Below are 22327 nucleotides of genomic sequence, written 5' to 3' on the forward strand. Positions count from 1 at the left end.
GGTATAAATTCCGCCACATACTTTGGATAAGGAAGGCTTCAGGTGATTGGTCGTTTACGGGGCATTATTCTGGAAAAGCAGCCACCGCTGGTGCTGCTGGAGGCGCACGGTGTCGGCTATGAAGTCCATATGCCAATGACCTGTTTTTATGAGCTGCCCGATCTTAATCACGAGGCGGTGATCTTTACTCAGTTTGTGGTGCGCGAAGATGCACAGTTGCTGTTTGGCTTTAACAGCAAGCAGGAACGAGCACTGTTCCGCGAGTTGATTAAAGTCAATGGCGTTGGGCCTAAGCTGGCGCTGGCCATTCTGTCGGGCATGTCGGCACAGCAGTTTGTGACGGCGGTTGAAAAGGAAGAGATCGCCGCGCTGGTTAAACTGCCGGGCGTGGGCAAGAAAACCGCTGAACGTCTGGTGGTGGAAATGAAAGACCGCTTTAAAGGCATGCATGGCGATCTGTTTGGCGGCGATTCAGCCTTTACGCTGACCACGCCGGGCCCTGAGCCAGAGACCAACGATGCAGAATCGGAAGCGGTTGCAGCGCTGGTGTCGCTGGGGTATAAACCGCAGGAAGCGAGCCGCATGATCAGCAAAGTTGGCCGTCCTGACGCGGATTGCGAAACGTTGATCCGTGAAGCGCTCCGCGCCGCTATTTGAGGTAATTCATGATTGAAGCCGATCGCCTGATCTCCGCTGCCAGCATTAACGAAGAAGAGGGCCTCGACCGCGCCATTCGTCCAAAGATGCTGACCGAATATGTGGGCCAGCCGCAGGTGCGTGAGCAGATGGAAATTTTCATCAAGGCGGCACAACTGCGTGGTGATGCGCTGGATCATTTATTGATTTTTGGCCCTCCCGGGCTGGGCAAAACGACGCTGGCCAACATTGTGGCCAACGAGATGGGCGTTAATCTGCGCACGACATCCGGCCCGGTGCTGGAAAAAGCGGGCGACCTGGCCGCGATGCTGACCAACCTCGAACCTCACGATGTGCTGTTCATTGATGAAATCCATCGTCTTTCACCGGTCGTGGAAGAGGTACTTTATCCGGCTATGGAAGACTATCAGCTGGATATTATGATTGGTGAAGGCCCGGCTGCGCGTTCCATCAAACTGGATCTGCCGCCCTTTACGCTGATTGGCGCCACCACGCGGGCAGGCTCGCTGACGTCACCCCTGCGCGATCGCTTCGGCATCGTGCAGCGTCTGGAGTTTTATCAGGTAAAAGATTTACAGCACATTGTGGGACGCAGCGCCGCCTGCCTTGGTCTGGCACTCAGTGAAGAAGCCGCCCTGGAAATCGCCCGCCGGTCACGCGGAACGCCACGTATTGCCAATCGCCTGTTACGTCGGGTAAGGGATTTTGCTGAGGTGCGCGCGAACGGTGTACTGAGCGGTGATGTCTCGGTGACGGCGCTGGATATGCTGAACGTGGACAGCGAAGGCTTCGATTATATGGATCGAAAACTGTTGCTGGCCATTATCGATAAATTCACCGGTGGGCCGGTCGGGCTGGACAACCTGGCGGCAGCGATTGGCGAAGAGCGGGAAACCATCGAAGACGTGATTGAGCCGTTTTTAATTCAGCAGGGCTTTATTCAGCGCACGCCGCGCGGCCGGATGGCCACGCAGCATGCCTATCGCCACTTTGGTATCACCAAAGAAGCCTGATCACAGCGCCGGTTTGCGCACCATGCTGAAGAGAAAAAGGATGGCGGCGCACAGCACGACGGAAGGGCCGGCGGGCGTGTCATAAAACGCCGAGAAGGTTAAGCCGCCGGTCACGGCAATCACGCCAATCAGTACGGCCACCGCCGCCATCATTTCGGGTGAACGCGCAAAGCGCCTGGCGGTGGCAGCCGGAATGATCAGCAGCGATGTGATGATCAGCGCACCAACAAACTTCATCGCCACACCAATCGTCAGTGCGGTTACCAGCATCAGCATCAGCCGGGTGCGTTGAATATTCACGCCGTCAACCTGTGCCAGTTCAGGGCTGATTGTCATCGACAGCAGTGCGCGCCACTGCCAGGCCATAACGGCCAGCACGAATATCACACCTGCAGCCATGGCCCAGAGATCGCTGGGCGTTACCGCCAGCAAATCGCCAAACAGGTAGGCCATCAAATCCACCCGGACGTTCGACATCAGGCTTACCACGACCAGTCCGAGCGAAAGCGCACTGTGCGCCATGATGCCCAGCAGTGTATCTATCGCCAGATGCGGGCGACGCTCAAGCCAGACCAGACCCAGTGCCAGACAGACCGTGACCAGGATCACGGCATAGTAAGGGTTGACGTTGAGCAGCAAACCAAAGGCGACGCCGAGCAGTGAGGCATGCGCCAGCGTGTCGCCGAAATACGACATCTTGCGCCAGACGACAAAAGAGCCCAGGGGGCCCGCCGCCAGCGCCAGCATCACGCCGCCCAGCCAGCCCGGAAGCAGTAATTCAATCATAATGGACCCGGTCCTTTGCGTAATACGATACGTCCCTGAAGGTCGTGACGGTGATTATGGTGATGACGATAGATAGCCAGTTCCTGCGCACCGCGCGGGCCGAACATGGCAATGAATTCGGGATGCTGCGACACCGCCTCAGGCGTACCTGAACAGCAAATGTGATGGTTAAGGCACAGCACCTCATCCGTTTTCGCCATGACTAAATGCAAATCATGGGAAACCATGAGCACGGCGCAGTTCAGCTCGTGTCGCAGTTGATTGATCAGATCGTAAAGCGCGACCTGCCCGTTGACATCCACACCCTGCGTCGGTTCATCAAGCACCAGCAACTGAGGCTGATTGAGCAAGGCGCGAGCCAGTAACACGCGCTGCGTTTCGCCGCCCGACAGTTTCTGCAACGGCGAGGTCAACAGGTGACCCGCCTGAACGCGTTTCAGGGCAGGCAAAATATCCTGATTGCGCGCACCGCGCGACAGGCGCATAAAACGTTCGACCGTGACCGGCAGCGTGGGATCGATATGCAGCTTCTGTGGCACGTAGCCGATGCGTAAGCCCGCACTGCGACTGACCCGACCGGAGGAGGGCGCAAGGAGGCCAAGCACCACCCGGACCAGCGTCGATTTGCCCGCGCCGTTAGGACCGAGCAGGGTTAAAATTTTACCAGGATGGAGTTCCAGACTCACGCCAGATAAGACCTGACGTTGATCAAAACTGATGGATACGTTTTCAAGTGTGACAAGTGATGGCATAAGATTTACAGGTTGCACAGAATTTCGAATGTTATAATATCACATCCAATCTATTGATGACGAAGGAATGACGCATTATGTTACATAATAAAAAAGGGGGCTTTTTGACCCTGACGGCGATGGCTTTCGCCACCTCTGCTGCCTTGCCCGCTCACGCCGATATTGTGGCCTCCATTAAGCCCGTTGGGTTTATCGCCTCGGCCATTGCTGACGGCGTCACACCCGTGGAGGTTTTGCTGCCGGATGGCGCATCCGAACACGATTATGCCCTGCGCCCCTCTGATGTAAAACGCTTACAAAACGCGGACTTAGTTGTTTGGGTTGGCCCTGAAATGGAAGCCTTCATGACGAAATCTGCGGCGTCTCTGCCGGAAAAAAAGAATCTTGAGATCGTGCAAATTTCCGGCGTAAAACCCTTGCTACTGCGTGGAGGTGAAGACGATGATCATCACGACCATGATGACGCAGAGCACGATCATGATGAAGCGCATCATCACCATCATGGTGAGTTTAATATGCACTTGTGGATGTCACCAGAGATAGCGAAAAAAACCGCGGTTGCAATCCACGGAAAATTATTGGAACTTATGCCGCAGGATAAAGCCAAACTTGACGCCAACCTGCAGCATTTTGAGGCAGAATTAGCGGACACAGATAAGCGCATTATCTCACAGCTTGCCCACGTTAAAGATAAAGGGTATTTCGTTTTTCACGACGCTTACACGTACTTTGAAAAACACTACGGTCTCTCGCCCACCGGGCATTTTACCGTTAACCCTGAGATTCAGCCGGGTGCACAGCGCTTACATCAAATTCGAACACAGTTGGTTGAGAAAAAGGCCGTTTGCGTCTTTGCTGAGCCACAATTCAGGCCGGCGGTCATCGATGCTGTTGCCCGTGGAACCCAGGTGCGCAAAGGCACGCTTGATCCGCTGGGTACAGACATCAGCTTAGGAAAAGACAGCTATGTGAAATTCCTCTCACAGCTGTCGAGCCAGTATGAGACCTGCCTGAAAGGAGCATAGAGGAATAGTTCAACGTGCAGCAGATAGCCCGCTCTGTCGCCCTCGCATTTAATAATTTGCCGCGCCCCCACCGCGTTATGCTGGGATCGTTAACCGTAGTGACTCTGGCCGTCGCCGTCTGGCGGCCTTACGTCTACCATCCCAGTAATGATGTGACGCCCATCGTCAAAACCATCGAACTGGACAAAAACGAATTTCGTACACTGCTTCCCGAAGCCAGTGAACCCATCGACCAAAGTACCCCAGAGCCGGATGAAGAACTCCCTGCAGATGATGTCGATCAGGACGTCGCCGACAGTGCCGGCACGCATGAATACACGGTTTCTTCTGGCGATACCCTGAGCAGTGCACTTAATCAGTACGGCATTGATATGGGGGACATTAACGCCCTGGTCTCCAGCGATCGCGATCTGCGGAATTTGCAGGTCGGGCAGCAGCTCAGCTGGACATTAAACGATGACGGCGCGCTGAACACCTTTAGCTGGGAAATTTCGCGTCGTGAAACCCGCACCTATACGCGCACGGATAGCGGCGGCTTCAAAATGCAGTCGCAGATGCAGCAGGGCGAATGGCGCAACAGCGTGATGCAGGGTGAGATACATGGCAGCTTTGCCGCCAGTGCCCGTCGGGCCGGTTTAACCAGTGGCGAAGCCAGCAGCGTGATCAAAGCGATGCAGTGGCAGATGGATTTCCGTAAGCTGCGGGCAGGCGATAAGTTTAGCGTGCTGATGTCGCGTGAAATGATGGACGGCAAGAGCGCACAAAGCCAGTTGCTGGGGGTGCGTTTGCGCAGTGGCGGTAAAGATTATTACGCCTTCCGTGCTGATGACGGCAAGTTCTATGACCGCAGCGGCGCAGGACTGGCGCGCGGCTTTATGCGCTTCCCCACCGTCAAACAGTATCGGGTGTCCTCTAACTTTAATCCCCGCCGCCTTAATCCTGTGACGGGTCGCATTGCGCCGCACAAAGGCGTTGATTTCGCCTTACCGATCGGTACGCCTGTGCTGGCGGTCGGTGATGGTGAGGTCGTGGTGGCGAAAAACGGCGGCGCCGCCGGAAACTATGTGGCTATCCGGCATGGTCGTCAGTACATGACGCGCTACATGCACCTGAAGAAAGTGTTGGTGAAGCCAGGTGAAAAAGTGAAGCGCGGCGACCGCATTGCGCTGTCAGGCAACACAGGCCGTTCTACTGGCCCGCACCTGCACTTTGAGATCTGGATTAATAACCAGGCGGTCAATCCCTTAACGGCTAAGCTACCGCGTATGGAAGGCCTGACCGGTAAAGAACGGACGCAGTACCTTACCCAGGTGAAAGGCTGGTTACCTCAGCTGGGGCTAAAGTAAGTTTTTCGCTAAAATCGACGGCATTGCCGTCGATTTTTTTATCTCTGGCGCAGGATGATTGCAAATTTACTCGTCGCCACTATCATTAGCCCGTCATTGATTGAGGCGAGTGCATGGAAACCCGTAAAAAAAATAACAGCGAATTTATTCCCGTTTTTGAACGATCTTTTTTAAAGCCTAAATACTGGGGCAGCTGGTTGGGTATTGGTGCACTGGCAGGCATCGCCCTGATGCCCGCCACCGTGCGCGATCCGCTTCTGGGGCGGCTGGGCAAAATGGCCGGAAAGCTGGCGAAAGGCGCGCGTCGTCGTGCGCTGATTAATCTCTATTATTGCCTGCCTGAATTAAGCGAATCTCAACGCGATGCGATCGTTGATCAGATGTTTGCCACTGCGCCACAGGCGATGGCCATGATGGCTGAGTTGGGGATGCGCGATCCGGCACAAATTCGTCAGCGCGTTGAGTGGCACGGTCGGGAAATTATTGACCAGTTGCAGGCCGACAAGCAGAACGTTATTTTTCTGGTACCGCATGGCTGGGCTGTCGATATTCCTGCTATGCTGCTGGCCTCAGAGGGCCAAAAGATGGCAGCCATGTTCCACAATCAGAGCGATCCGCTGGTGGACTATGTCTGGAACCGTGTCCGTCGCCGCTTTGGTGGCCGTATGCATGCGCGCAATGATGGCATCAAGCCGTTTATCAGTTCGGTTCGTCAGGGCTACTGGGGCTATTATCTGCCTGACCAGGATCACGGTCCGGAGCACAGCGAGTTTGTCGATTTCTTTGCGACCTACAAAGCCACTTTGCCCGCGGTGGGGCGACTAATGAAAGTCTGCCGTGCCCGCGTTGTACCACTGTTTCCGGTCTATAACGGTGAAAGTCACAAACTGGAAATTTATGTTCGCCCTCCCATGGACGACTTACTTGACGCGGATGACCGCCAACTGGCGCGCAGGATGAATGAGGAGGTGGAGGTGTTTGTGCGTCCGCATCCGGAACAATATACCTGGATACTCAAGCTGCTGAAAACTCGCAAAGAAGGTGATATCGAACCCTACTCGCGCGACGAGCTTTATCCACGTAAATAATCATCAGGCCGCATTGCGGCCTGAAAGCTTCAGAGAGGCGTTACTTTGGCGTGACGTTTACGTTCACGCAGGAACATCAGCACCAGCCCAAACCACATCACGCCGCTGATAAAGTTGATCAGGCTAAACCAGATGACCCCACCGTTGAAATAGAAGTGCTTCGCTAACTCAATGCCGATAGCCAGGGTCAGAATACTGACCATGCCCAGCATGGCCGCCACGCTGCCTTTTCCTTCATCACTGGCATACAGTGTCAGACGATAAAGTCCTGCATTGACCATGCCGCCGCCAAAGGCATACAAACTCAGTCCCGCTGTGATAAAGAGATAGCTGTGCGCGTCAATCAGGGTAGCTGACAGGGCAAGGCTCAGGCCCAGCAGTATCGGCCATGCCGCAAATTTTACTGGCTGCTCTATCGGCATGCGGCCTACCACCTTACTCAACGTCACATTGCCCGCAATCATCGCCAGAAAAACCGGAAGCTGGAGCAGGGCATACTGCATGCGGGAAAGGCCCTCATCGCGCATTAAAATCACGGGTGACAAGGCAACCCAGGTCAGAATGGGAATGAATACCAGCCCGATAGCAAAGGAGCCATACATCACCTGGCGATCTTTCAAAAGACGGCCGTAATTACGTGCGAGCACGGGCAGCGCAACAGACTGAGTGCGATCGCCTGCGGTTTCAGGCATCACCCGCCATAAAACGAGAAAAGCCACGGCGCTACAGGCGGCAAACAGCCAAAACATACTGCGCCAGCTGCCTACCGTTAGCCAGGCTGCACCCGCCAGCGGTCCGGCGAGCGGGGCGAGCAGGGCCACATTCGCCATGAGTGCCATGATCCGCACCGCTAAGGCTTCTTCAAACGCTTCCTGAATGGCGGCATAGCCCACCGCGCCGATGAAGCACAGACTGATGCCCTGCACAAAACGCAGGCTGACAAACTGCTGAATATCACTTACCCAGGTTGTGAGAATGCAGGCGGACGCAAAAAAGAGAATGCCGAATAGCAACACGGGCCTGCGGCCATATTTATCCGACAGCGGGCCGAGTAACCACTGGAGCACGACGCCGCCCAGTAAGTAGGCCGTCAGAGAGGTTGATACCCATTCTGCGCCAACGTTGAACTCGGCGGTGACCAGTAACATGCCTGGTTGGATCATGTCGTGCGCAATATAGGTTGCAAACTCGTAGAGCACCATAGCCAGTGGGAACAGCATTATGCGCCCCGTAAGCTGGCTGATGGGTCGATAACGGGCCATCTGGCCTCCTTGTGGAAAAACAAAAACGCGACTGCAGGGCAGTCGCGTTTCCAATGGTAATACAGGTGATGGGAAAAAGGCGGAATTAATCGACGCGCAGCACACGACCTGTGTTGGTTGTTCCGGTTGCGCCCATCACGTCACCCTGGGTGACCACGACAAGGTCACCCGACAGCAGAAAGCCTTTATCACGCAGCAGATTAACCGCGTCGTGCGCGTTTGCTACGCCCTCATTATTGCTGTCGAAGAATACCGGCGTTACGCCACGGAACAGCGCCGTAATGTTCAGCGTGCGCTCGTGGCGCGACATGGCAAAAATCGGCAGGCCAGAGGTGATGCGCGAGGTCATCAACGGCGTACGGCCTGATTCCGTCATCGTAATAATGGCGGTCACGCCCTGCAGATGGTTGGCCGTGTACATGGCTGACATCGCGATGGCTTCTTCGATGTTGTCAAACTGCACGTCAAGGCGGTGTTTAGAGACGTTCACGCTGGGGATTTTTTCTGCACCCAGACACACTTTTGCCATCGCCGCGACCGTTTCAGCCGGGTACTGGCCTGCGGCGGTTTCAGCAGAGAGCATCACGGCATCTGTGCCGTCCAGCACGGCGTTGGCAACGTCCATGACTTCAGCGCGGGTGGGCATTGGATTGGTAATCATGGATTCCATCATCTGGGTTGCCGTGATGATGGTACGGTTAAGCTGACGGGCGCGGCGGATAAGCGCCTTCTGAATACCCACCAGTTCCGGATCGCCGATTTCAACGCCAAGATCGCCGCGGGCCACCATGACCACGTCTGAGGCCAGAATGATGTCGTCCATCGCCTCCTGCGAGGCAACGGCTTCAGCACGTTCAACCTTCGCCACCATCAGCGCATCACAGCCTGCGTCGCGCGCCAGACGGCGCGCATAGTGCATGTCTTCACCACAGCGCGGGAAAGAAACGGCCAGGTAATCCACATTGATTTTGGCTGCGGTGATGATGTCTGCTTTGTCTTTTTCGGTCAGGGCTTCGGCTGATAACCCGCCGCCCAGTTTGTTGATCCCTTTATTGTTGGAGAGCGGGCCGCCTACCGTAACTTCAGTAAAAACTTTTACGCCCTGAACTTCCAGCACCTTTAACTGTACGCGACCATCATCCAGCAACAGAATATCGCCAGGCACCACGTCTTCAGGCAGACCTTTATAATCGATGCCCACGCGCTCTTTGTCGCCTTCGCCTTTACCCATCGCCGCGTCCAGCAGGAAACGATCGCCGACGTTCAGGAACACTTTGCCTTCTTTGAAGGTCGAGACACGGATCTTAGGGCCTTGCAAATCGCCCAGAATGGCAACATGACGTCCCAGTTTTGCGGCAATCTGACGGACTTTATCAGCACGCAACTGATGATCTTCAGCCGTGCCGTGGGAAAAGTTAAGACGCACGACGTTGGCGCCAGCTGCAATGATTTTTTCGAGGTTGTTGTCGCGGTCAGTGGCTGGGCCGAGGGTAGTTACGATTTTGGTTCTTCTTAAACGTCGAGACATAGGGATTCCTTTGGAGTTTGGAACTGAGCTGAATCGTTACATTTTAAGGTGTTAGCCCATCAGATACTGCTTACCACACAGAGGTATTATTATACATTCGAGTGTGTCAGAACTGTGGCACTGCGCCATAACCCTGTCGAGAAAGGGCGATTTTGTTAGATACAATACTGAGACTCATCAAGGAAGTCATCCCCCTCACGGCATTAGCGAAAGCTTAATTGACCAGGCGCATATGATGTCACTTTTCCGATCGCTTTTACGCGGTATCGGGAAAATGAACCCAGGGCACAGAGATCAGACGCTATCGTTATCGGCAATGGCGGGTTTGTCGTAACGAGATGACTTTAGCGCCTCTTTTACCCGCTTCAGGTTCTGCCTGAAAGCGGGCCCCCGTTCCAGGGTAAAACCGGTCGCCAGCAGGTCGATCACGGTGAGTTGAGCCAGCCTGGACACCATCGGCAGATAGATATCGGTATCCTCGGGCACATCGACGAGCAGCGCCAGCGAGGCTTCATGGGCAAGTGGCGATCCGGCTGAGGTAATGGCGATAACGGTCGAGCCGTTGGCCTTTGCCATCTGCGCTAGCTCAACCATGTTGCGGGTACGGCCGGTATGAGAGATCAAAACAAACACCTCTTTGTCGCGGCTGTTGATACAGCTCATTCGCTGCATCACCACATCATCTGACCAGATAACCGGCAGGTTGAAGCGTAAAAACTTGTTGAAGGCGTCGTGTGCCACCACAGCGGAGGCACCTAAACCAAAAAAAGTGATTTTATCGGTATGCGTCAGATGGCTCACGGCCTGCTGCAGCGCGGCAAGATCGAGATGCTCCCGCACCCGCTGAAGCCCGGCCAGGGCAGAATCGAATATTTTCTCACTGTAACGCTCAACGCTGTCATCTTCCTGCACGTCCCGACTGAGCCAGTTAGGGGACTTGACCAGCGCCTGAGCAAGTTGAAGCTTGAAGTCGGGAAAACCCGCCGTGCCAAGATGGCGGCAAAACCGGTTGACGGTGGGCTCACTCACTTCCGCCGCCCGTGCCAGCGTAGCAATACTGGAATGTATCGCCTGCTCCGGAGAAGCAAGGATATGTTGTGCCACTTTACGCTCTGACTTACTGAGCGCACTCATCTGCACCCGAATTTTATCCAACATAGTCCTGACCTGATAAGCGTGGAATATCTGTTAATATGAATAATTACTGTTGTTACAGGAAATTAACGGAGAATATACCCCGCCTGACCGAGGTGGGCGCAAGGTCTGATAAGTCTGCGGCCCTTTTTTTTGCGATAATCAGGCCCGTACTGGATTTTAGCCAGACAATATTTGACACAGAAAAATAACTGAAAGCGCACGTGTCAACATACCCCAGACGCTAATTGGGTGCAGAGTTAGCGTCGTGACGCCGCAGGCTGGTTTACCTGGCCTGGGGAAAAAAGTACATTGTGCTGAAAGAAAATGACAACTTGGACCCGGTGCTCAGGACGCAACGCCACCGGGACAATCCTGCAACGAGGAGAGGAAAATGGCGGTAACACAAATAGCCCAGGCATGCGATCTGGTAATTTTCGGCGCCAAAGGCGATCTCGCCCGTCGTAAACTGTTGCCCTCGCTGTATCAGTTAGAGAAAGCGGGCCAGATTCATGAAGAAACCCGCATCATCGGCGTGGGCCGTGCCGAGTGGGATAAAGCCGAATACACCAAAGTGGTGCGTGAGGCGTTAGAAACCTTCATGAAGGAAAAGATCGATGAAGCACTCTGGGACAAGCTCAGCAACCGTCTCGATTTCTGTAACCTTGATGTAAACGATACGTCGCACTTCCCACGCCTGGGTAAGATGCTGGACCAGAAAAGCCGTACCACCATTAACTATTTTGCCATGCCGCCCAGCACCTTCGGTGCGATCTGTCAGGGACTGGGCACGGCAAAGCTGAACGCTAAACCCGCGCGTGTTGTCATGGAAAAACCGCTCGGTACCTCGCTGGAAACCTCAAAAGAAATTAACGACAGCGTGGGTGAGTACTTTGATGAGAGTCAGGTTTTCCGTATTGACCACTATCTGGGCAAAGAAACGGTTCTTAACCTGTTAGCGCTGCGCTTTGCTAATGCCATTTTTGTTAATAACTGGGATAACCGCACGATCGATCACGTGCAGATTACCGTGGCGGAAGAAGTGGGTATTGAAGGACGCTGGGGCTACTTTGATAAAGCGGGCCAGATGCGCGATATGATTCAGAACCATCTGTTACAGGTTCTGACGATGATCGCCATGTCACCGCCTTCCGATCTCAGCGCCGACAGTATTCGTGATGAAAAAGTGAAAGTACTGCGCTCGCTGCGTCCTATCGATCAAACCAACGTCCGCGAGAAAACGGTGCGTGGTCAGTACACCTCTGGCTTCGTTCAGGGCAAGAAAGTGCCAGGTTATCTGGAAGAAGAGGGTGCCAATAAGACCAGCGCCACCGAAACCTTTGTGGCTATTCGCGTGGACATCGATAACTGGCGTTGGGCAGGCGTACCGTTCTACCTGCGTACCGGTAAACGTCTTCCGACCAAATGCTCAGAAGTCGTGGTGTATTTCAAAAACCCGGAGATGAACCTGTTTAAGGATTCCTACTCCCAGTTGCCGCAGAACAAACTCACTATTCGTTTGCAGCCTGATGAAGGCGTGGATATTGAGATCCTGAATAAAGTGCCGGGTCTTGATCACAAACACAAACTGCAAACCACCAAGCTGGATCTGAGCTACTCAGAAACCTTCAATCAGTCTCATCTGGCCGATGCCTATGAGCGCTTATTGCTGGAATCCATGCGCGGTATTCAGGCGCTGTTTGTGCGTCGCGATGAAGTGGAAGCGGCATGGACCTATGTGGATTCCATCATCGATGCCTGGGCAGCCGACGGCGACTCATCCAAGCCTTATCAGGCGGGAACATGGGGGCCGGTGGCCTCTGTGGCAATGATTACCCGTGATGGCCGCTCCTGGAACGAATTTGAATAACCACCCAGCCCGCCGCGAGCGGGCTTTTTTTTGCACCAACTCTCAAAAATGAACTGCCGTTTTAAAAATCCTTCCCGGTCATAGACGGGCAAACGGCGGATCCTGTATGGTAGTAGCGCTGTTAACCGGGCTGGCCTGGCGATGTCCTCGCCGTGCTGCTCCCAATGTTATCCATCAGGGGACGTGATGAAAAACTGGAAAACGAGTGCCGAACAGATTCTGAAAACCGGACCGGTCGTACCGGTGATTGTGGTTAACAAGCTGGAACATGCCGTTCCCATGGCTCAGGCCCTGGTCGCCGGTGGCGTCAAGGTACTTGAGGTCACGTTGCGCACCCCTGTGGCGATGGATGCCCTGCGCGCCATCATTAAAAACGTACCTGACGCCATTGTGGGAGCCGGCACTGTGCTTAACACCCAACAGCTGCAGGAAGTCACGCAGGCGGGTGCCCAGTTCGTCATTAGCCCGGGGATTACCGAGTCTCTGCTTAAGGCCGCCGTTGAAGGCCCGATTCCGCTGATTCCCGGCATTAGCACCGTGTCAGAATTGATGACCGGCATGGACTATGGTTTGCGGGAATTCAAGTTTTTCCCTGCGGAAGCGAACGGTGGAGTAAAAGCGTTGCAGGCCATCGGCGGGCCTTTCCCTCAGGTACGCTTCTGCCCGACGGGCGGTATCTCACCGGCAAATTACCGCGACTATCTGGCTCTCAAAAGCGTGCTCTGTATCGGCGGTTCCTGGCTGGTGCCAAACGATGCACTGGAAGTGGGCGACTGGCAGCGAATCACGCAACTGGCGCGCGACGCTGTCGCTGGCGCGGAGTAATCTCCGGCGGGAAGTCAAACGCGAGCGGTGAGTCACTGACTCACCGCAATGGCACTATCCCTGAACGCTGACAGCCGCCGCGCTGGCAACGGCACGCGCAACGGCTTCTTCAGTTGTATCCGCACAGGCCAGGGCAACACCTAAACGGCGCTGACCGTCGATTTCAGGTTTGCCAAACAGGCGCAGCTGCAAACCTGAACCCAATGCCGCCTCCACATTGACGAACTGCACGTTCTGACTGGTCAACTGCGGCAGGATAACGGCTGACGCGGAAGGACCATACTGGCGAACGGTGCCAATCGGCAGGCCAAGGAACGCACGCACATGAAGCGCGAATTCAGACAGATCTTGTGAAATCAGCGTCACCATACCGGTATCGTGCGGGCGAGGGGAGACTTCGCTGAACACCACTTCGTCGCCGCAGACAAACAGCTCTACGCCAAACAGCCCATAGCCACCCAGCGCTTTCACCACGGTTTCCGCAATGTGCTGCGCACGCTGCAGCGCCAGCTCACTCATTTGCTGAGGTTGCCATGATTCACGGTAATCCCCGTCTTCCTGGCGATGACCAATGGGGGCACAGAAATGAATGCCGTCAACGGCACTGATCGTTAACAGGGTGATTTCAAAATCAAACTTCACCACGCCTTCCACGATAACGCGCCCGGCACCCGCACGGCCGCCCTGCTGCGCATAGTCCCAGGCTTTTTCCAGCTGGCTGGCATCCCGGATAAAGCTCTGACCTTTACCTGAAGAGCTCATCACTGGCTTCACGATGCACGGAAAACCAATTTCGGCGGCGGCAGACACGAAATTATCTTTGCTGTCGGCAAAACGGTAGTGGGAAGTGGGAAGCGCGAGCTCTTCTGCTGCCAGACGGCGAATGCCCTCGCGGTTCATGGTCAGGCGCGCCGCGCGGGCGGTCGGCACGACGTGCTGGCCTTGCTGCTCCAGCTCCAGGAGTTTTTCAGTCGCAATAGCTTCAATTTCGGGTACGACGAAGTGAGGCTTTTCCTGCGCAATCACTGCGGCCAGCGCGTCACCATCCAGCATATTAATCACGTGGCTGCGATGAGCAACATGCATGGCAGGTGCATCAGCGTAGCGGTCAACGGCAATCACTTCCACACCCAGGCGCTGACATTCCAGCGCAACTTCTTTCCCCAGCTCACCGGAGCCCAACAGCATTACGCGCGTTGCACCAGGGCGCAGCGCAGTTCCAAGAGTCGTCATAAATTCCCCTAAAATCGAAGCAGTCAAAATGCGCGCGCAGTATATACGAAAACGTTTGCGTTCTCACCCTTCAGCTTGTTTGCCTGGGTTTGCGCTACTTTTCCTGCTCTGACGTTTCCTGACATCTTTTTGGTAATGATGTTGTTTCTGAATGGTAAAGGGAGATGATGATGAATAACTGGCTGCAACAGATTCAATCGGTACTGGCTAAAAAAAGCAGCGAGGGTAAATCCAGCGGAGGATTAAGCGATATGCTGGCGCCGGGGGCTTTAGGCGGGCTGGCAGCCATGCTGGTGGCCAGTAAGTCATCCCGAAAGTTGTTAACGAAATATGGCGGTCAGGCTTTGATTATCGGCGGCGGGGCCGCGGCGGGTGCCGTGCTGTGGAACAAATATAAGCAGCGGGTACGCGAAACGCATCAAAACGATCCCGGCTTTGGTGAGTTGCAAACGCCAGTGGATCAGCGGGCGGAGCGGCTGGTGACCGCGCTGGTTTTTGCTGCTAAAAGCGATGGCCATATTGACGATCGGGAACGCGCGGCGATTGAGCATAATATTCACGAGGCTGGCTATGGTCAGGATGCCGAAAAACTCATCCAGCAGGCCATGCAGCGACCGCTGGACCCCGAGTGGCTCGCGGCGGACGTCAAAAATGAAGAAGAGGCGCTTGAACTCTATTTTCTGAGCTGCGCCGCCATTGATGTGGACCACTTCATGGAGCGCAGCTATCTTTCCGCCCTGGGCGATGCGCTAAAAATCCCGCAGGATGTGCGTGACGGCATTCAGCAGGATATCCTGCAGCAGAAAGCGGGCTAACCGCACAGGGCCAGCGATATGGCCCTGCACAACCTCACATTACCGTCACTTTACTTGGCATCTCTTTACATTAGTGCCACGCTTAGTGTTCATTACATTCAGCGGGACGGATGACATGAAAGCACCGAGCGCAAAAAAAATCCCTTACGAATTATCGCTGCATGGCGAAACGCGCATCGACAATTATTACTGGCTACGTGACGACAGGCGTGAAAACAACGAGGTGCTGGACTATTTACGCGCTGAGAACAATTACGGCCAGAAAATCATGGGCTCACAACAGCCCTTACAGAATCGCATTCTGCATGAGATTATCGATCGCCTGCCGCCGCAGGACCACTCAGTACCCTATGTGAAAAATGGTTATCGCTATCAAAGCCGGTATGAAAGCGGCAATGAATATGCCGCCTATTACCGACAGCCCGCTGACAGCGATGAGAGCGACCCGTGGACACTGCTGCTGGATGCGAATCAGCGCGCATCACACAGTGATTTTTATACTATGGGCGCACTGCACATCAGCCCGGATAACCGGGTGCTGGCAGTGGCAGAGGACTTCCTTTCCCGGCGGCAGTACGGCATTCGTTTTCGCAATCTGGACAGTGGGAGTTGGTATCCGGAAGTGCTTAACGATGCCTCGTCCAGCTTTGCGTGGGCGAATGATTCACGCACCCTCTATTACGTTCGTAAACATCCGCAAACCCTGTTGCCTTATCAGCTATGGCGGCATGAGTTGGGTACGCCCCAGCACGACGATCGGCTCGTGTACGAAGAAAAAGACGATACCTATCACCTCAGCATTCATAAAACCACGTCGAAACAGTTCATCCTGATCGTGCTATACAGCACCAGCAGCAGCGAGATTCAGCTGATCGATGCGGATTTCCCGGACGCCCTTCCGCAGGTTTTTTTGCCCCGGCGGCGCGATCATGAATACAGTCTTGATCATTATGATCACACGTTCTTCATCCGCTCGAATCGCGAGGGTAAAAATTTCGGACTCTACCGTAGCCATTATCTGGATGAAGCGCGCTGGCAAACCGTGATCCCCGCGCGCGACCATATCGTAATGGAGGATTTCCAGCTTTTTCGTGACTGGCTGGTGGTAGAGGAGCGCCAGCGTGGGCTGACCAGCCTGCGGCAAATCAACTGGGAGACGGGAGAAACCAGCGGCATTGCGTTTGACGATCCCACTTACGTTACCTGGCTGGCTTACAATCCTACGCCGCGCACCAGTAAGCTGCGCTATGGCTATTCGTCCATGACCACGCCCGCCACGCTGTTTGAACTGGATATGGATACGGGGGAACGTCGCATCTTAAAACAAAGTGCGGTCAAAGACTTCAATCCGGATGAGTACAAAAGCGAGCACCATTGGATCACCGTTTCTGACGGCACAGAAGTGCCGGTCTCGCTGGTGTACCACCGCACCCATTTTCAGAAAGGGCAGAACCCCATGCTGGTGTATGGCTATGGCGCCTATGGCAGTAGCATGGACGCTGACTTTAGCGTCAGTCGGCTCAGCCTGCTGGACCGCGGGTTCATCTATGCGCTGGTGCATGTGCGAGGCGGCGGGGAGATGGGGCAGCAGTGGTATGACGGTGGCCGCCTGCTCAATAAGATGAACAGCTTCACCGATTTTATCGACGTGACAAACGGGCTCGTGGCGCGTGGATTCGGGCACCCGGACCGGCTCTATGCGATGGGAGGAAGTGCAGGGGGATTGCTGATGGGCGCAGTCATGAATCTGGCGCCCACGCGCTATCACGGTGTGGTTGCGCAGGTGCCTTTTGTTGATGTGCTCACCACGATGCTTGATGAGTCTATTCCACTGACGACCGGGGAATATGACGAGTGGGGTAATCCGAATGACGCGGAGTACTATCGCTATATCCGGCAATACAGCCCATATGACAACGTTGCGGCGAAAACCTGCCCCCACCTGCTGGTGACAACCGGCCTGCATGATTCACAGGTACAATACTGGGAACCGGCAAAATGGGTGGCTAAGCTGCGTGAATATAAAACCGATGATAACCTGCTGCTGCTCTGCACCGATATGGACTCGGGGCATGGCGGTAAGTCTGGGCGCTACAAGGCCTATGAAGGCGTTGCCCTGGAGCTCACCTTCATCATCGCCCTTGCTCAGGGCAGTTTGCCTCCGGCCGCGCTTACGGAAGCTGACTAAGACACTTGCGCAGCGCCTGCCGTAACGGTGGGCGCAAATCTTTCACGTTATCCAGCATCCATTTCAGGTAACCCGGATCTTTTCGGGCCACCACGGCCAGCGCCTGACCACGATATTTACCAAACGGCAGCACATCATCACGCTGCGCGGCAGGCTGCGAGCGCAGACTCATTTCGTCCGCACGCCAGCCGGACAGTTCCATAATTCGAATGAGCAGCGCGGCCGTCACGTAGCAGTCGTACAGCGCCCGGTGAGCATGCAAATCCGCTGGCGGCGTCACATCCAGCTTGAGGCTGTGCCGAAGCGCCTGATTACCGTATTTAATGCCGGGCCATAGCTGACGAGCCAGCGTCATGGTACAGATCCACTCGCCGTGCATTTCCGGCAACATCCGACGGTCAAAGCTGGCGTTGTGGGCCACGTAAAAGGGACTGCCGTGGTAGCGCAGGATGGCCTCTTCAATGGGCGGTTTGCCCATCACCATGGCTTCACTTATGCGGTGCACGGCCATGGCCTGACGACTGATGGGGCGATCGGGTGAGACAAGATCGCTCATTGGATTGACGATTTGGCCGTCGATCACATCTACCGATGCAACCTCAACCACGCCGCCCTGCAGTCCGCAGGTTTCCGTATCGATAACGCGTAGCATCATTATTTCTGTTTAGGCTCGTAGGGCAGGCGTGACAGGTTGAGAGAGGCCTGGCGGTAATGCATTAAACGCTGACGAAACCAGTCCCGCAGGGCTTCAGGTTGTTCGTTGGCGACCATTTCTGCCACGACAGGCATGTTGTAGCGCTCTTTAAAAGCAACGCCTGCTGCAGCCAGATCGACATTGACTTTGTCTTTCTCTTCCTGCGACAGCAAGGCAAGGTTGTGACTCATGATATTCTCCCGATAAGCGTGACCAAAAGTAATGTTTTCCTCCTCCTGGCGCAAGGGACAGGATAGCATTGCTGGCCTCGACAGTTAAATTTCAGCGGCGTATTCTTGCGCCACGTTCGTGGGCTTTGCCGCCGTTAACAGGATGAAGTGATGAAAAAAACCGTGATTTCACGTGGGGTGCTGGCTCTGATCGCCACCGGCACAGTGGTGTTTAGTCAGTTTGCACTGGCGCACGCCCACTTAGCGTCGTCGGTGCCGGCAGCCAACGCGGCGGTAACGCCTGCGCCGCAACACATTACGCTGAGCTTCACCGAAGACGTTGAAGCCGCATTCAGTGGCGTTGACGTCATGAATGCACAGCATAAAGCCGTGGGTGAAAAGGCCCGGCTGGATGGCAAGCAGCACGACCGCCTGCGGGTTGATTTTGCCCAGCCGCTGGTGCAGGGCGCTTATCAGGTAAACTGGCACGTGCTGTCCGTTGACGGGCACAAAACGCACGGAAGCTATACCTTCACCGTGAAATAAAACTGTGACCCTGTTGTGGCTGGTGCTGCGCACACTGCATTTCACGGCATTAATGTTGTTGGTTGGCAGTGCCTTTTACAGCAGGTTGCTGGCACCGGTTGCCTTTCGAACCTCGCTGGCCGCGCGATTATTTCCGCTAATGAAGTGGAGTACATGGCTGGCCCTGCTGTCGGCACTGGCGATGCTGGCCACACAAAATGTGTTGATGAGTGGTGACTGGCACAATTTGTCAGAGACGGCTGTGTGGCTGGCGGTATTCACAACCCGCTGGGGGGCCGTATGGCAATGGCAGCTCCTCTTTTCGCTGTGTAGCGTGGCTGCGATTGTCATGCGTGACCGCCCCCGTCAGCAGGTTTGGCTGTTAACTGGCCTGCTACAGACTGGCTGTCTGGCGCTAACGGGCCATGCCGCCATGCGCGAGGGTATCGCCGGGCTCTTGCAACAAAGTAACCAGGCCTTACATCTCCTCGCCGCCGCCTTTTGGGCGGGCGGGTTAGTGCCTGTGTTGGTGTTGATGCGCATGGCGCGTAACATCGAATACCGGACAGCCGCAATCCGCACCATGATGCGTTTTTCCCGTTATGGTCACGTTGCCGTCGCCTTAACGATAATTACCGGTGTCGTTAACAGCCTGCTGATTGCCGGGGCGCCAGCAAACTGGCATCTCAACGATTATGTTGTACTGTTGTTGTGCAAAGCAGGGCTGGTCATGCTTATGGTGCTGATTGCGCTCTGGAATCGTTACTGGCTGGTGCCGCGCTTTCACATTGCGGGCCTTGCCGCACAACGACTGTTTATTCGCATGACCCAGCTGGAAATTGTGCTGGCATGCGGCGTAGTGGGGTTGGTCAGCGTGTTTGCTACGTTGTCACCAACCTGAATGATGAAAACCCCATAAAGGTAAGTTATGTTGCTGAAGAAAGCGATCCCCACACTGCTGTTATTAACGCTGGCTGGTCAGGCAGCAGCGGCACAAATCATCACCGTCAGCCGTTTCGAAATTGGTAAAGACAAGTGGCCGTTTAATCGTGAAGAGGTGATGCTGACCTGTGAGAAAGATGGATCGCTGTTTGCCATCAATCCCAGCACGCTGATGCAGTACCCGCTTAATGAGAACGCGGAGGCTCAGGTCAATGCTAAGCGGGTGAAGGCACAGCCCATCAGCGTGATTCAGGCGCCGGATAAAGCGCATCCGGATCGTATGATGAGTCTGCAACCTGTCGTGGATCGTGCACAGGCGCTGTGCACAAAATAAGACGATGCAGGCAAGCGTGCGCAAATTTGTCTTACGGGTCACAAACCTGTCGGGTTTATGGTCTGAGCCGCGGCGCTGGCTGGAAAATCTGGCGCTTTGTCCTACGCTTTAGAAGCAAGGCGAAAGCCTCTATTAATGCCAACTTTTAGCGCACGGCTCCTTGAGAGCCATTTCCCTGGACCGAATACAGGAATCGTGTTCGGTCTTTTTTTGCCTTTCAACGCTCACCATGACGGCCCAGACAGCGGGGATGGTGTTCACCTGGCCGCACGCTACTGGCCCGGCTCACGCAACAGGATGGCAGAAACGAAACCGGCGCGATCGCGTTTCTCCCTCCTGTGCGAAAGGGCGTTTACACCCGGAACGCTTCTACCATACCGCGCAGCGCGTGTGCCTGCTCAGAAAGGGATTGTGAAGCGGACGATGATTCCTCAACCAGTGCGGCGTTGTTCTGAGTAACGCTGTCCATCTGGCCCACGGCGACGCTCACCTGAGAAATCCCCTGCATCTGTTCGGAAGAGGCCAGCGAGATCTCATCCATAGCCGTTGCCAGTTCACCCACCATGTTAACGATTTTCAAGATACTTTGACCGGTTCCACTCGCGACGGTTACGCCGGTTTCAACCTGCTGCACGGCCTGTTCAATCAAGGTTTTAATTTCCTTCGCGGCGGTAGCACTCCGCTGGGCCAGATTTCTGACTTCGCCAGCCACCACGGCAAACCCGCGCCCTTGTTCACCGGCACGCGCGGCCTCAACGGCAGCATTGAGCGCCAGAATGTTGGTCTGAAAAGCAATGCCTTCAATCACGCCGGTTATATCACGAATCTTCGCAGCACTGTCTGAAATGTCTTTCATGGTTGCCGACATCCGTTGCATATCTGCTTCGCCGCGTTGAGCCAGATTGGCCGTTTCGCGAGCTGATGTGGCTGTATGCTGTGCCCCGGAGGCATTACTCTTCACCGTCGCGGTTAACTGTTCCATGCTGGCAGCGGTTTCCTGAAGCGCGGCAGCCTGCTCTTCGGTACGGGACGATAATTCGGTATTTCCTTGCGCGATTTCATCGGCAGCAAGCGCAACGTTAGCTGAAGAATCTTTGATTTCGACAACCAGGCCGCGAAGTTTAGCCTGCATTCCGTCAAGGGATGCCAGCAGACTTGACGTATCCTTAGGACGCAGGTGCACCGCCGAGGTCAGATCGCCGTTAGCAATGGCCGCCGCAATGAGTTGGGCCTGAGCAGGCTCGCCCCCTAACTGGCGCATCAGTAAACGGGTAATCATCCATCCGGTGGCGACAGAAAAAACGATGGAAAGCAGGCCCAGGATAACCAAAACGAGTGTTGAGGTTCGGGTTGAACGATTATTCTCTTCCACTGCGTTGCGACTGTTATTCAACTGAACGTTGGTCATTTCACCAAGTGAACTGAGTAACGTACGCTGAGCAGGACGCACCGTCACCATCAGATAATTTGTGGCTTCCTGAGGACGGTTATCCAGGCCAAGCTGACCGGCTTTTTCCAGACCGGAAATCACCTGCGCTTCATTGGCCTGAAGTTTTTCCAGCGCAGCACGTCCGGCGGGCGTGGAATCCGTACGCATGATTGTTTCAAGCGCTTCGCGATTTTTTAAGTAAGCTGCTTTTTGCAGTTTCAGCCTCTCCCATTCTGGCTGCATGGTTTTTACATCGCTGAGAAGCGCGAGGTTTCTCGCGGCAATCGCCATGTCTCTCAGTTCATCTCGCATATCAACGGCGAGCTGATATTTTCGCATCTTAACATTGACCGCATCATCCATACCGGTGCTGGCGGAATGCAGTGCTTTAAAAGAAATAGTAATACAGATAATAAAAAGCAGAATTAACAGGCCAAAACCGATTGCCAGACGCGTGGAGATTTTCATCTTAGAATTCCTGAAAGTTAAGTTCAGGGTTCTTATCGGCAAAGGACGTGTAAAAAATTAATAAAATAGACATATTTTTGAAACAGTAAATTCCGCAAGCAGGGTGAAAGTTTCCAGAGTAATGGTCCTTTAAAAGGACTTATAAGTTCAATTAATCAATTGAGTGCAGGTAATCAGGAGAGGGTAATTGATATTTAAAATGCTTTTAGTAAACACAGCAGCGCGCTGGCGCGATATATGAAC

Annotated in this window: 21 protein-coding genes; 12 read left to right on the forward strand and 9 right to left on the reverse strand. The window is 54.6% G+C overall.

Annotation, left to right across the window (positions count from 1 at the left end; all coding sequences use genetic code 11):
- Positions 1 to 42: 42 nt before the first annotated feature.
- Together ruvA and ruvB are read left to right on the forward strand one after the other, a co-directional pair.
- Positions 43 to 657: a Holliday junction branch migration protein RuvA gene (gene ruvA, locus QLG08_RS03625; RefSeq protein ID WP_013026078.1), complete on the forward strand. Its 615-nt coding sequence runs from the start codon at positions 43 to 45 to the stop codon at positions 655 to 657.
- 8 nt (positions 658 to 665) lie between these two features.
- On the forward strand, positions 666 to 1670 hold the full coding sequence (gene ruvB, locus QLG08_RS03630) for a Holliday junction branch migration DNA helicase RuvB (RefSeq protein WP_013026077.1): 1005 nt from the start codon (positions 666 to 668) through the stop codon (positions 1668 to 1670).
- On the opposite strand, the gene znuB is transcribed toward ruvB, so the two are convergent.
- Together znuB and znuC are read right to left on the reverse strand one after the other, a co-directional pair.
- The gene (gene znuB / locus QLG08_RS03635) at positions 1671 to 2456 is read right to left on the reverse strand and encodes a zinc ABC transporter permease subunit ZnuB (protein ID WP_014593886.1); all 786 of its coding nucleotides are present in this window, start codon (positions 2454 to 2456) and stop codon (positions 1671 to 1673) included.
- Positions 2453 to 3208, reverse strand: a complete 756-nt coding sequence (gene znuC, locus QLG08_RS03640; protein WP_019105098.1) for a zinc ABC transporter ATP-binding protein ZnuC — start codon at positions 3206 to 3208, stop codon at positions 2453 to 2455. The genes znuB and znuC overlap by 4 nt, the downstream gene beginning before the upstream one ends.
- Before the next feature lie 77 nt (positions 3209 to 3285).
- On the opposite strand from znuC, the gene znuA reads away from it, so the two are divergent.
- The 3 genes from znuA to lpxM all read left to right on the forward strand — a co-directional run bounded on the left by znuA (position 3286) and on the right by lpxM (position 6667).
- A complete protein-coding gene (gene znuA, locus QLG08_RS03645; RefSeq protein WP_207806663.1) occupies positions 3286 to 4233 on the forward strand; it encodes a zinc ABC transporter substrate-binding protein ZnuA in 948 nt (315 codons plus the stop codon).
- Positions 4234 to 4247: 14 nt separating this feature from the next.
- Positions 4248 to 5579, forward strand: a complete 1332-nt coding sequence (mepM, locus tag QLG08_RS03650; RefSeq protein WP_013026073.1) for a murein DD-endopeptidase MepM — start codon at positions 4248 to 4250, stop codon at positions 5577 to 5579.
- Positions 5580 to 5692: 113 nt separating this feature from the next.
- Positions 5693 to 6667, forward strand: coding sequence for a lauroyl-Kdo(2)-lipid IV(A) myristoyltransferase (lpxM, locus tag QLG08_RS03655; RefSeq protein WP_019105099.1), 975 nt, complete (start codon positions 5693 to 5695; stop codon positions 6665 to 6667).
- Positions 6668 to 6696: 29 nt separating this feature from the next.
- On the opposite strand, the gene QLG08_RS03660 is transcribed toward lpxM, so the two are convergent.
- From QLG08_RS03660 to QLG08_RS03670, 3 genes are all read right to left on the reverse strand, one after another.
- Complete coding sequence (locus QLG08_RS03660; RefSeq protein ID WP_282472811.1) at positions 6697 to 7929, reverse strand: MFS transporter; 1233 nt, start codon at positions 7927 to 7929, stop codon at positions 6697 to 6699.
- Between the two features lie 85 nt (positions 7930 to 8014).
- On the reverse strand, positions 8015 to 9457 hold the full coding sequence (pyk, locus tag QLG08_RS03665; RefSeq protein ID WP_013026070.1) for a pyruvate kinase: 1443 nt from the start codon (positions 9455 to 9457) through the stop codon (positions 8015 to 8017).
- Positions 9458 to 9751: 294 nt separating this feature from the next.
- Complete coding sequence (locus QLG08_RS03670) at positions 9752 to 10615, reverse strand: MurR/RpiR family transcriptional regulator (protein WP_014593880.1); 864 nt, start codon at positions 10613 to 10615, stop codon at positions 9752 to 9754.
- Between the two features lie 370 nt (positions 10616 to 10985).
- On the opposite strand from QLG08_RS03670, the gene zwf reads away from it, so the two are divergent.
- Positions 10986 to 12461 (forward strand): glucose-6-phosphate dehydrogenase, encoded by a 1476-nt coding sequence (gene zwf, locus QLG08_RS03675; RefSeq protein WP_013026068.1) that lies wholly within the window; start codon positions 10986 to 10988, stop codon positions 12459 to 12461.
- A 186-nt stretch (positions 12462 to 12647) separates the two neighbouring features.
- Positions 12648 to 13286 carry a bifunctional 4-hydroxy-2-oxoglutarate aldolase/2-dehydro-3-deoxy-phosphogluconate aldolase gene (locus tag QLG08_RS03680; RefSeq protein WP_014605677.1) on the forward strand — a complete coding sequence of 213 codons (639 nt, stop codon included), beginning with the start codon at positions 12648 to 12650 and terminating at the stop codon, positions 13284 to 13286.
- A 54-nt stretch (positions 13287 to 13340) separates the two neighbouring features.
- Here QLG08_RS03680 and purT read toward each other — a convergent pair whose 3' ends face one another.
- A complete protein-coding gene (gene purT / locus QLG08_RS03685) occupies positions 13341 to 14519 on the reverse strand; it encodes a formate-dependent phosphoribosylglycinamide formyltransferase (RefSeq protein WP_014605678.1) in 1179 nt (392 codons plus the stop codon).
- Positions 14520 to 14689: 170 nt separating this feature from the next.
- Here purT and QLG08_RS03690 point away from each other — a divergent pair, with 170 nt between their 5' ends.
- Both QLG08_RS03690 and QLG08_RS03695 read left to right on the forward strand, forming a co-directional pair.
- Positions 14690 to 15334, forward strand: a complete 645-nt coding sequence (locus QLG08_RS03690; protein ID WP_015700169.1) for a DUF533 domain-containing protein — start codon at positions 14690 to 14692, stop codon at positions 15332 to 15334.
- Between the two features lie 115 nt (positions 15335 to 15449).
- Positions 15450 to 17522, forward strand: a complete 2073-nt coding sequence (locus tag QLG08_RS03695; RefSeq protein ID WP_282472812.1) for a prolyl oligopeptidase family serine peptidase — start codon at positions 15450 to 15452, stop codon at positions 17520 to 17522.
- On the opposite strand, the gene exoX is transcribed toward QLG08_RS03695, so the two are convergent.
- Together exoX and QLG08_RS03705 are read right to left on the reverse strand one after the other, a co-directional pair.
- Entirely contained in the window at positions 17506 to 18177 is a 672-nt protein-coding gene (exoX, locus tag QLG08_RS03700) for an exodeoxyribonuclease X (RefSeq protein WP_013026063.1), read from the reverse strand. The genes QLG08_RS03695 and exoX overlap by 17 nt on opposite strands.
- Positions 18177 to 18407 carry a DNA polymerase III subunit theta gene (locus QLG08_RS03705; protein ID WP_019105100.1) on the reverse strand — a complete coding sequence of 77 codons (231 nt, stop codon included), beginning with the start codon at positions 18405 to 18407 and terminating at the stop codon, positions 18177 to 18179. The genes exoX and QLG08_RS03705 overlap by 1 nt, the downstream gene beginning before the upstream one ends.
- 150 nt (positions 18408 to 18557) lie before the next feature.
- Here QLG08_RS03705 and copC point away from each other — a divergent pair, with 150 nt between their 5' ends.
- From copC to QLG08_RS03720, 3 genes are read left to right on the forward strand one after another with little or no spacing between them, the layout of a single operon-like run.
- Positions 18558 to 18932 (forward strand): copper homeostasis periplasmic binding protein CopC, encoded by a 375-nt coding sequence (gene copC, locus QLG08_RS03710; protein WP_110286801.1) that lies wholly within the window; start codon positions 18558 to 18560, stop codon positions 18930 to 18932.
- Between the two features lie 4 nt (positions 18933 to 18936).
- A complete protein-coding gene (gene copD / locus QLG08_RS03715; protein ID WP_110286800.1) occupies positions 18937 to 19812 on the forward strand; it encodes a copper homeostasis membrane protein CopD in 876 nt (291 codons plus the stop codon).
- A gap of 27 nt (positions 19813 to 19839) precedes the next feature.
- Positions 19840 to 20187, forward strand: coding sequence for a YebY family protein (locus QLG08_RS03720; protein ID WP_110286799.1), 348 nt, complete (start codon positions 19840 to 19842; stop codon positions 20185 to 20187).
- A gap of 352 nt (positions 20188 to 20539) precedes the next feature.
- Here the strand turns inward: QLG08_RS03720 and QLG08_RS03725 are convergent, their stop codons facing one another.
- Entirely contained in the window at positions 20540 to 22084 is a 1545-nt protein-coding gene (locus tag QLG08_RS03725) for a methyl-accepting chemotaxis protein (RefSeq protein ID WP_014593871.1), read from the reverse strand.
- Positions 22085 to 22327 lie beyond the last annotated feature (243 nt).

It is taken from the genome of Pantoea sp. V106_11, assembly GCF_029967885.1.
Classification (GTDB): domain Bacteria; phylum Pseudomonadota; class Gammaproteobacteria; order Enterobacterales; family Enterobacteriaceae; genus Pantoea; species Pantoea ananatis.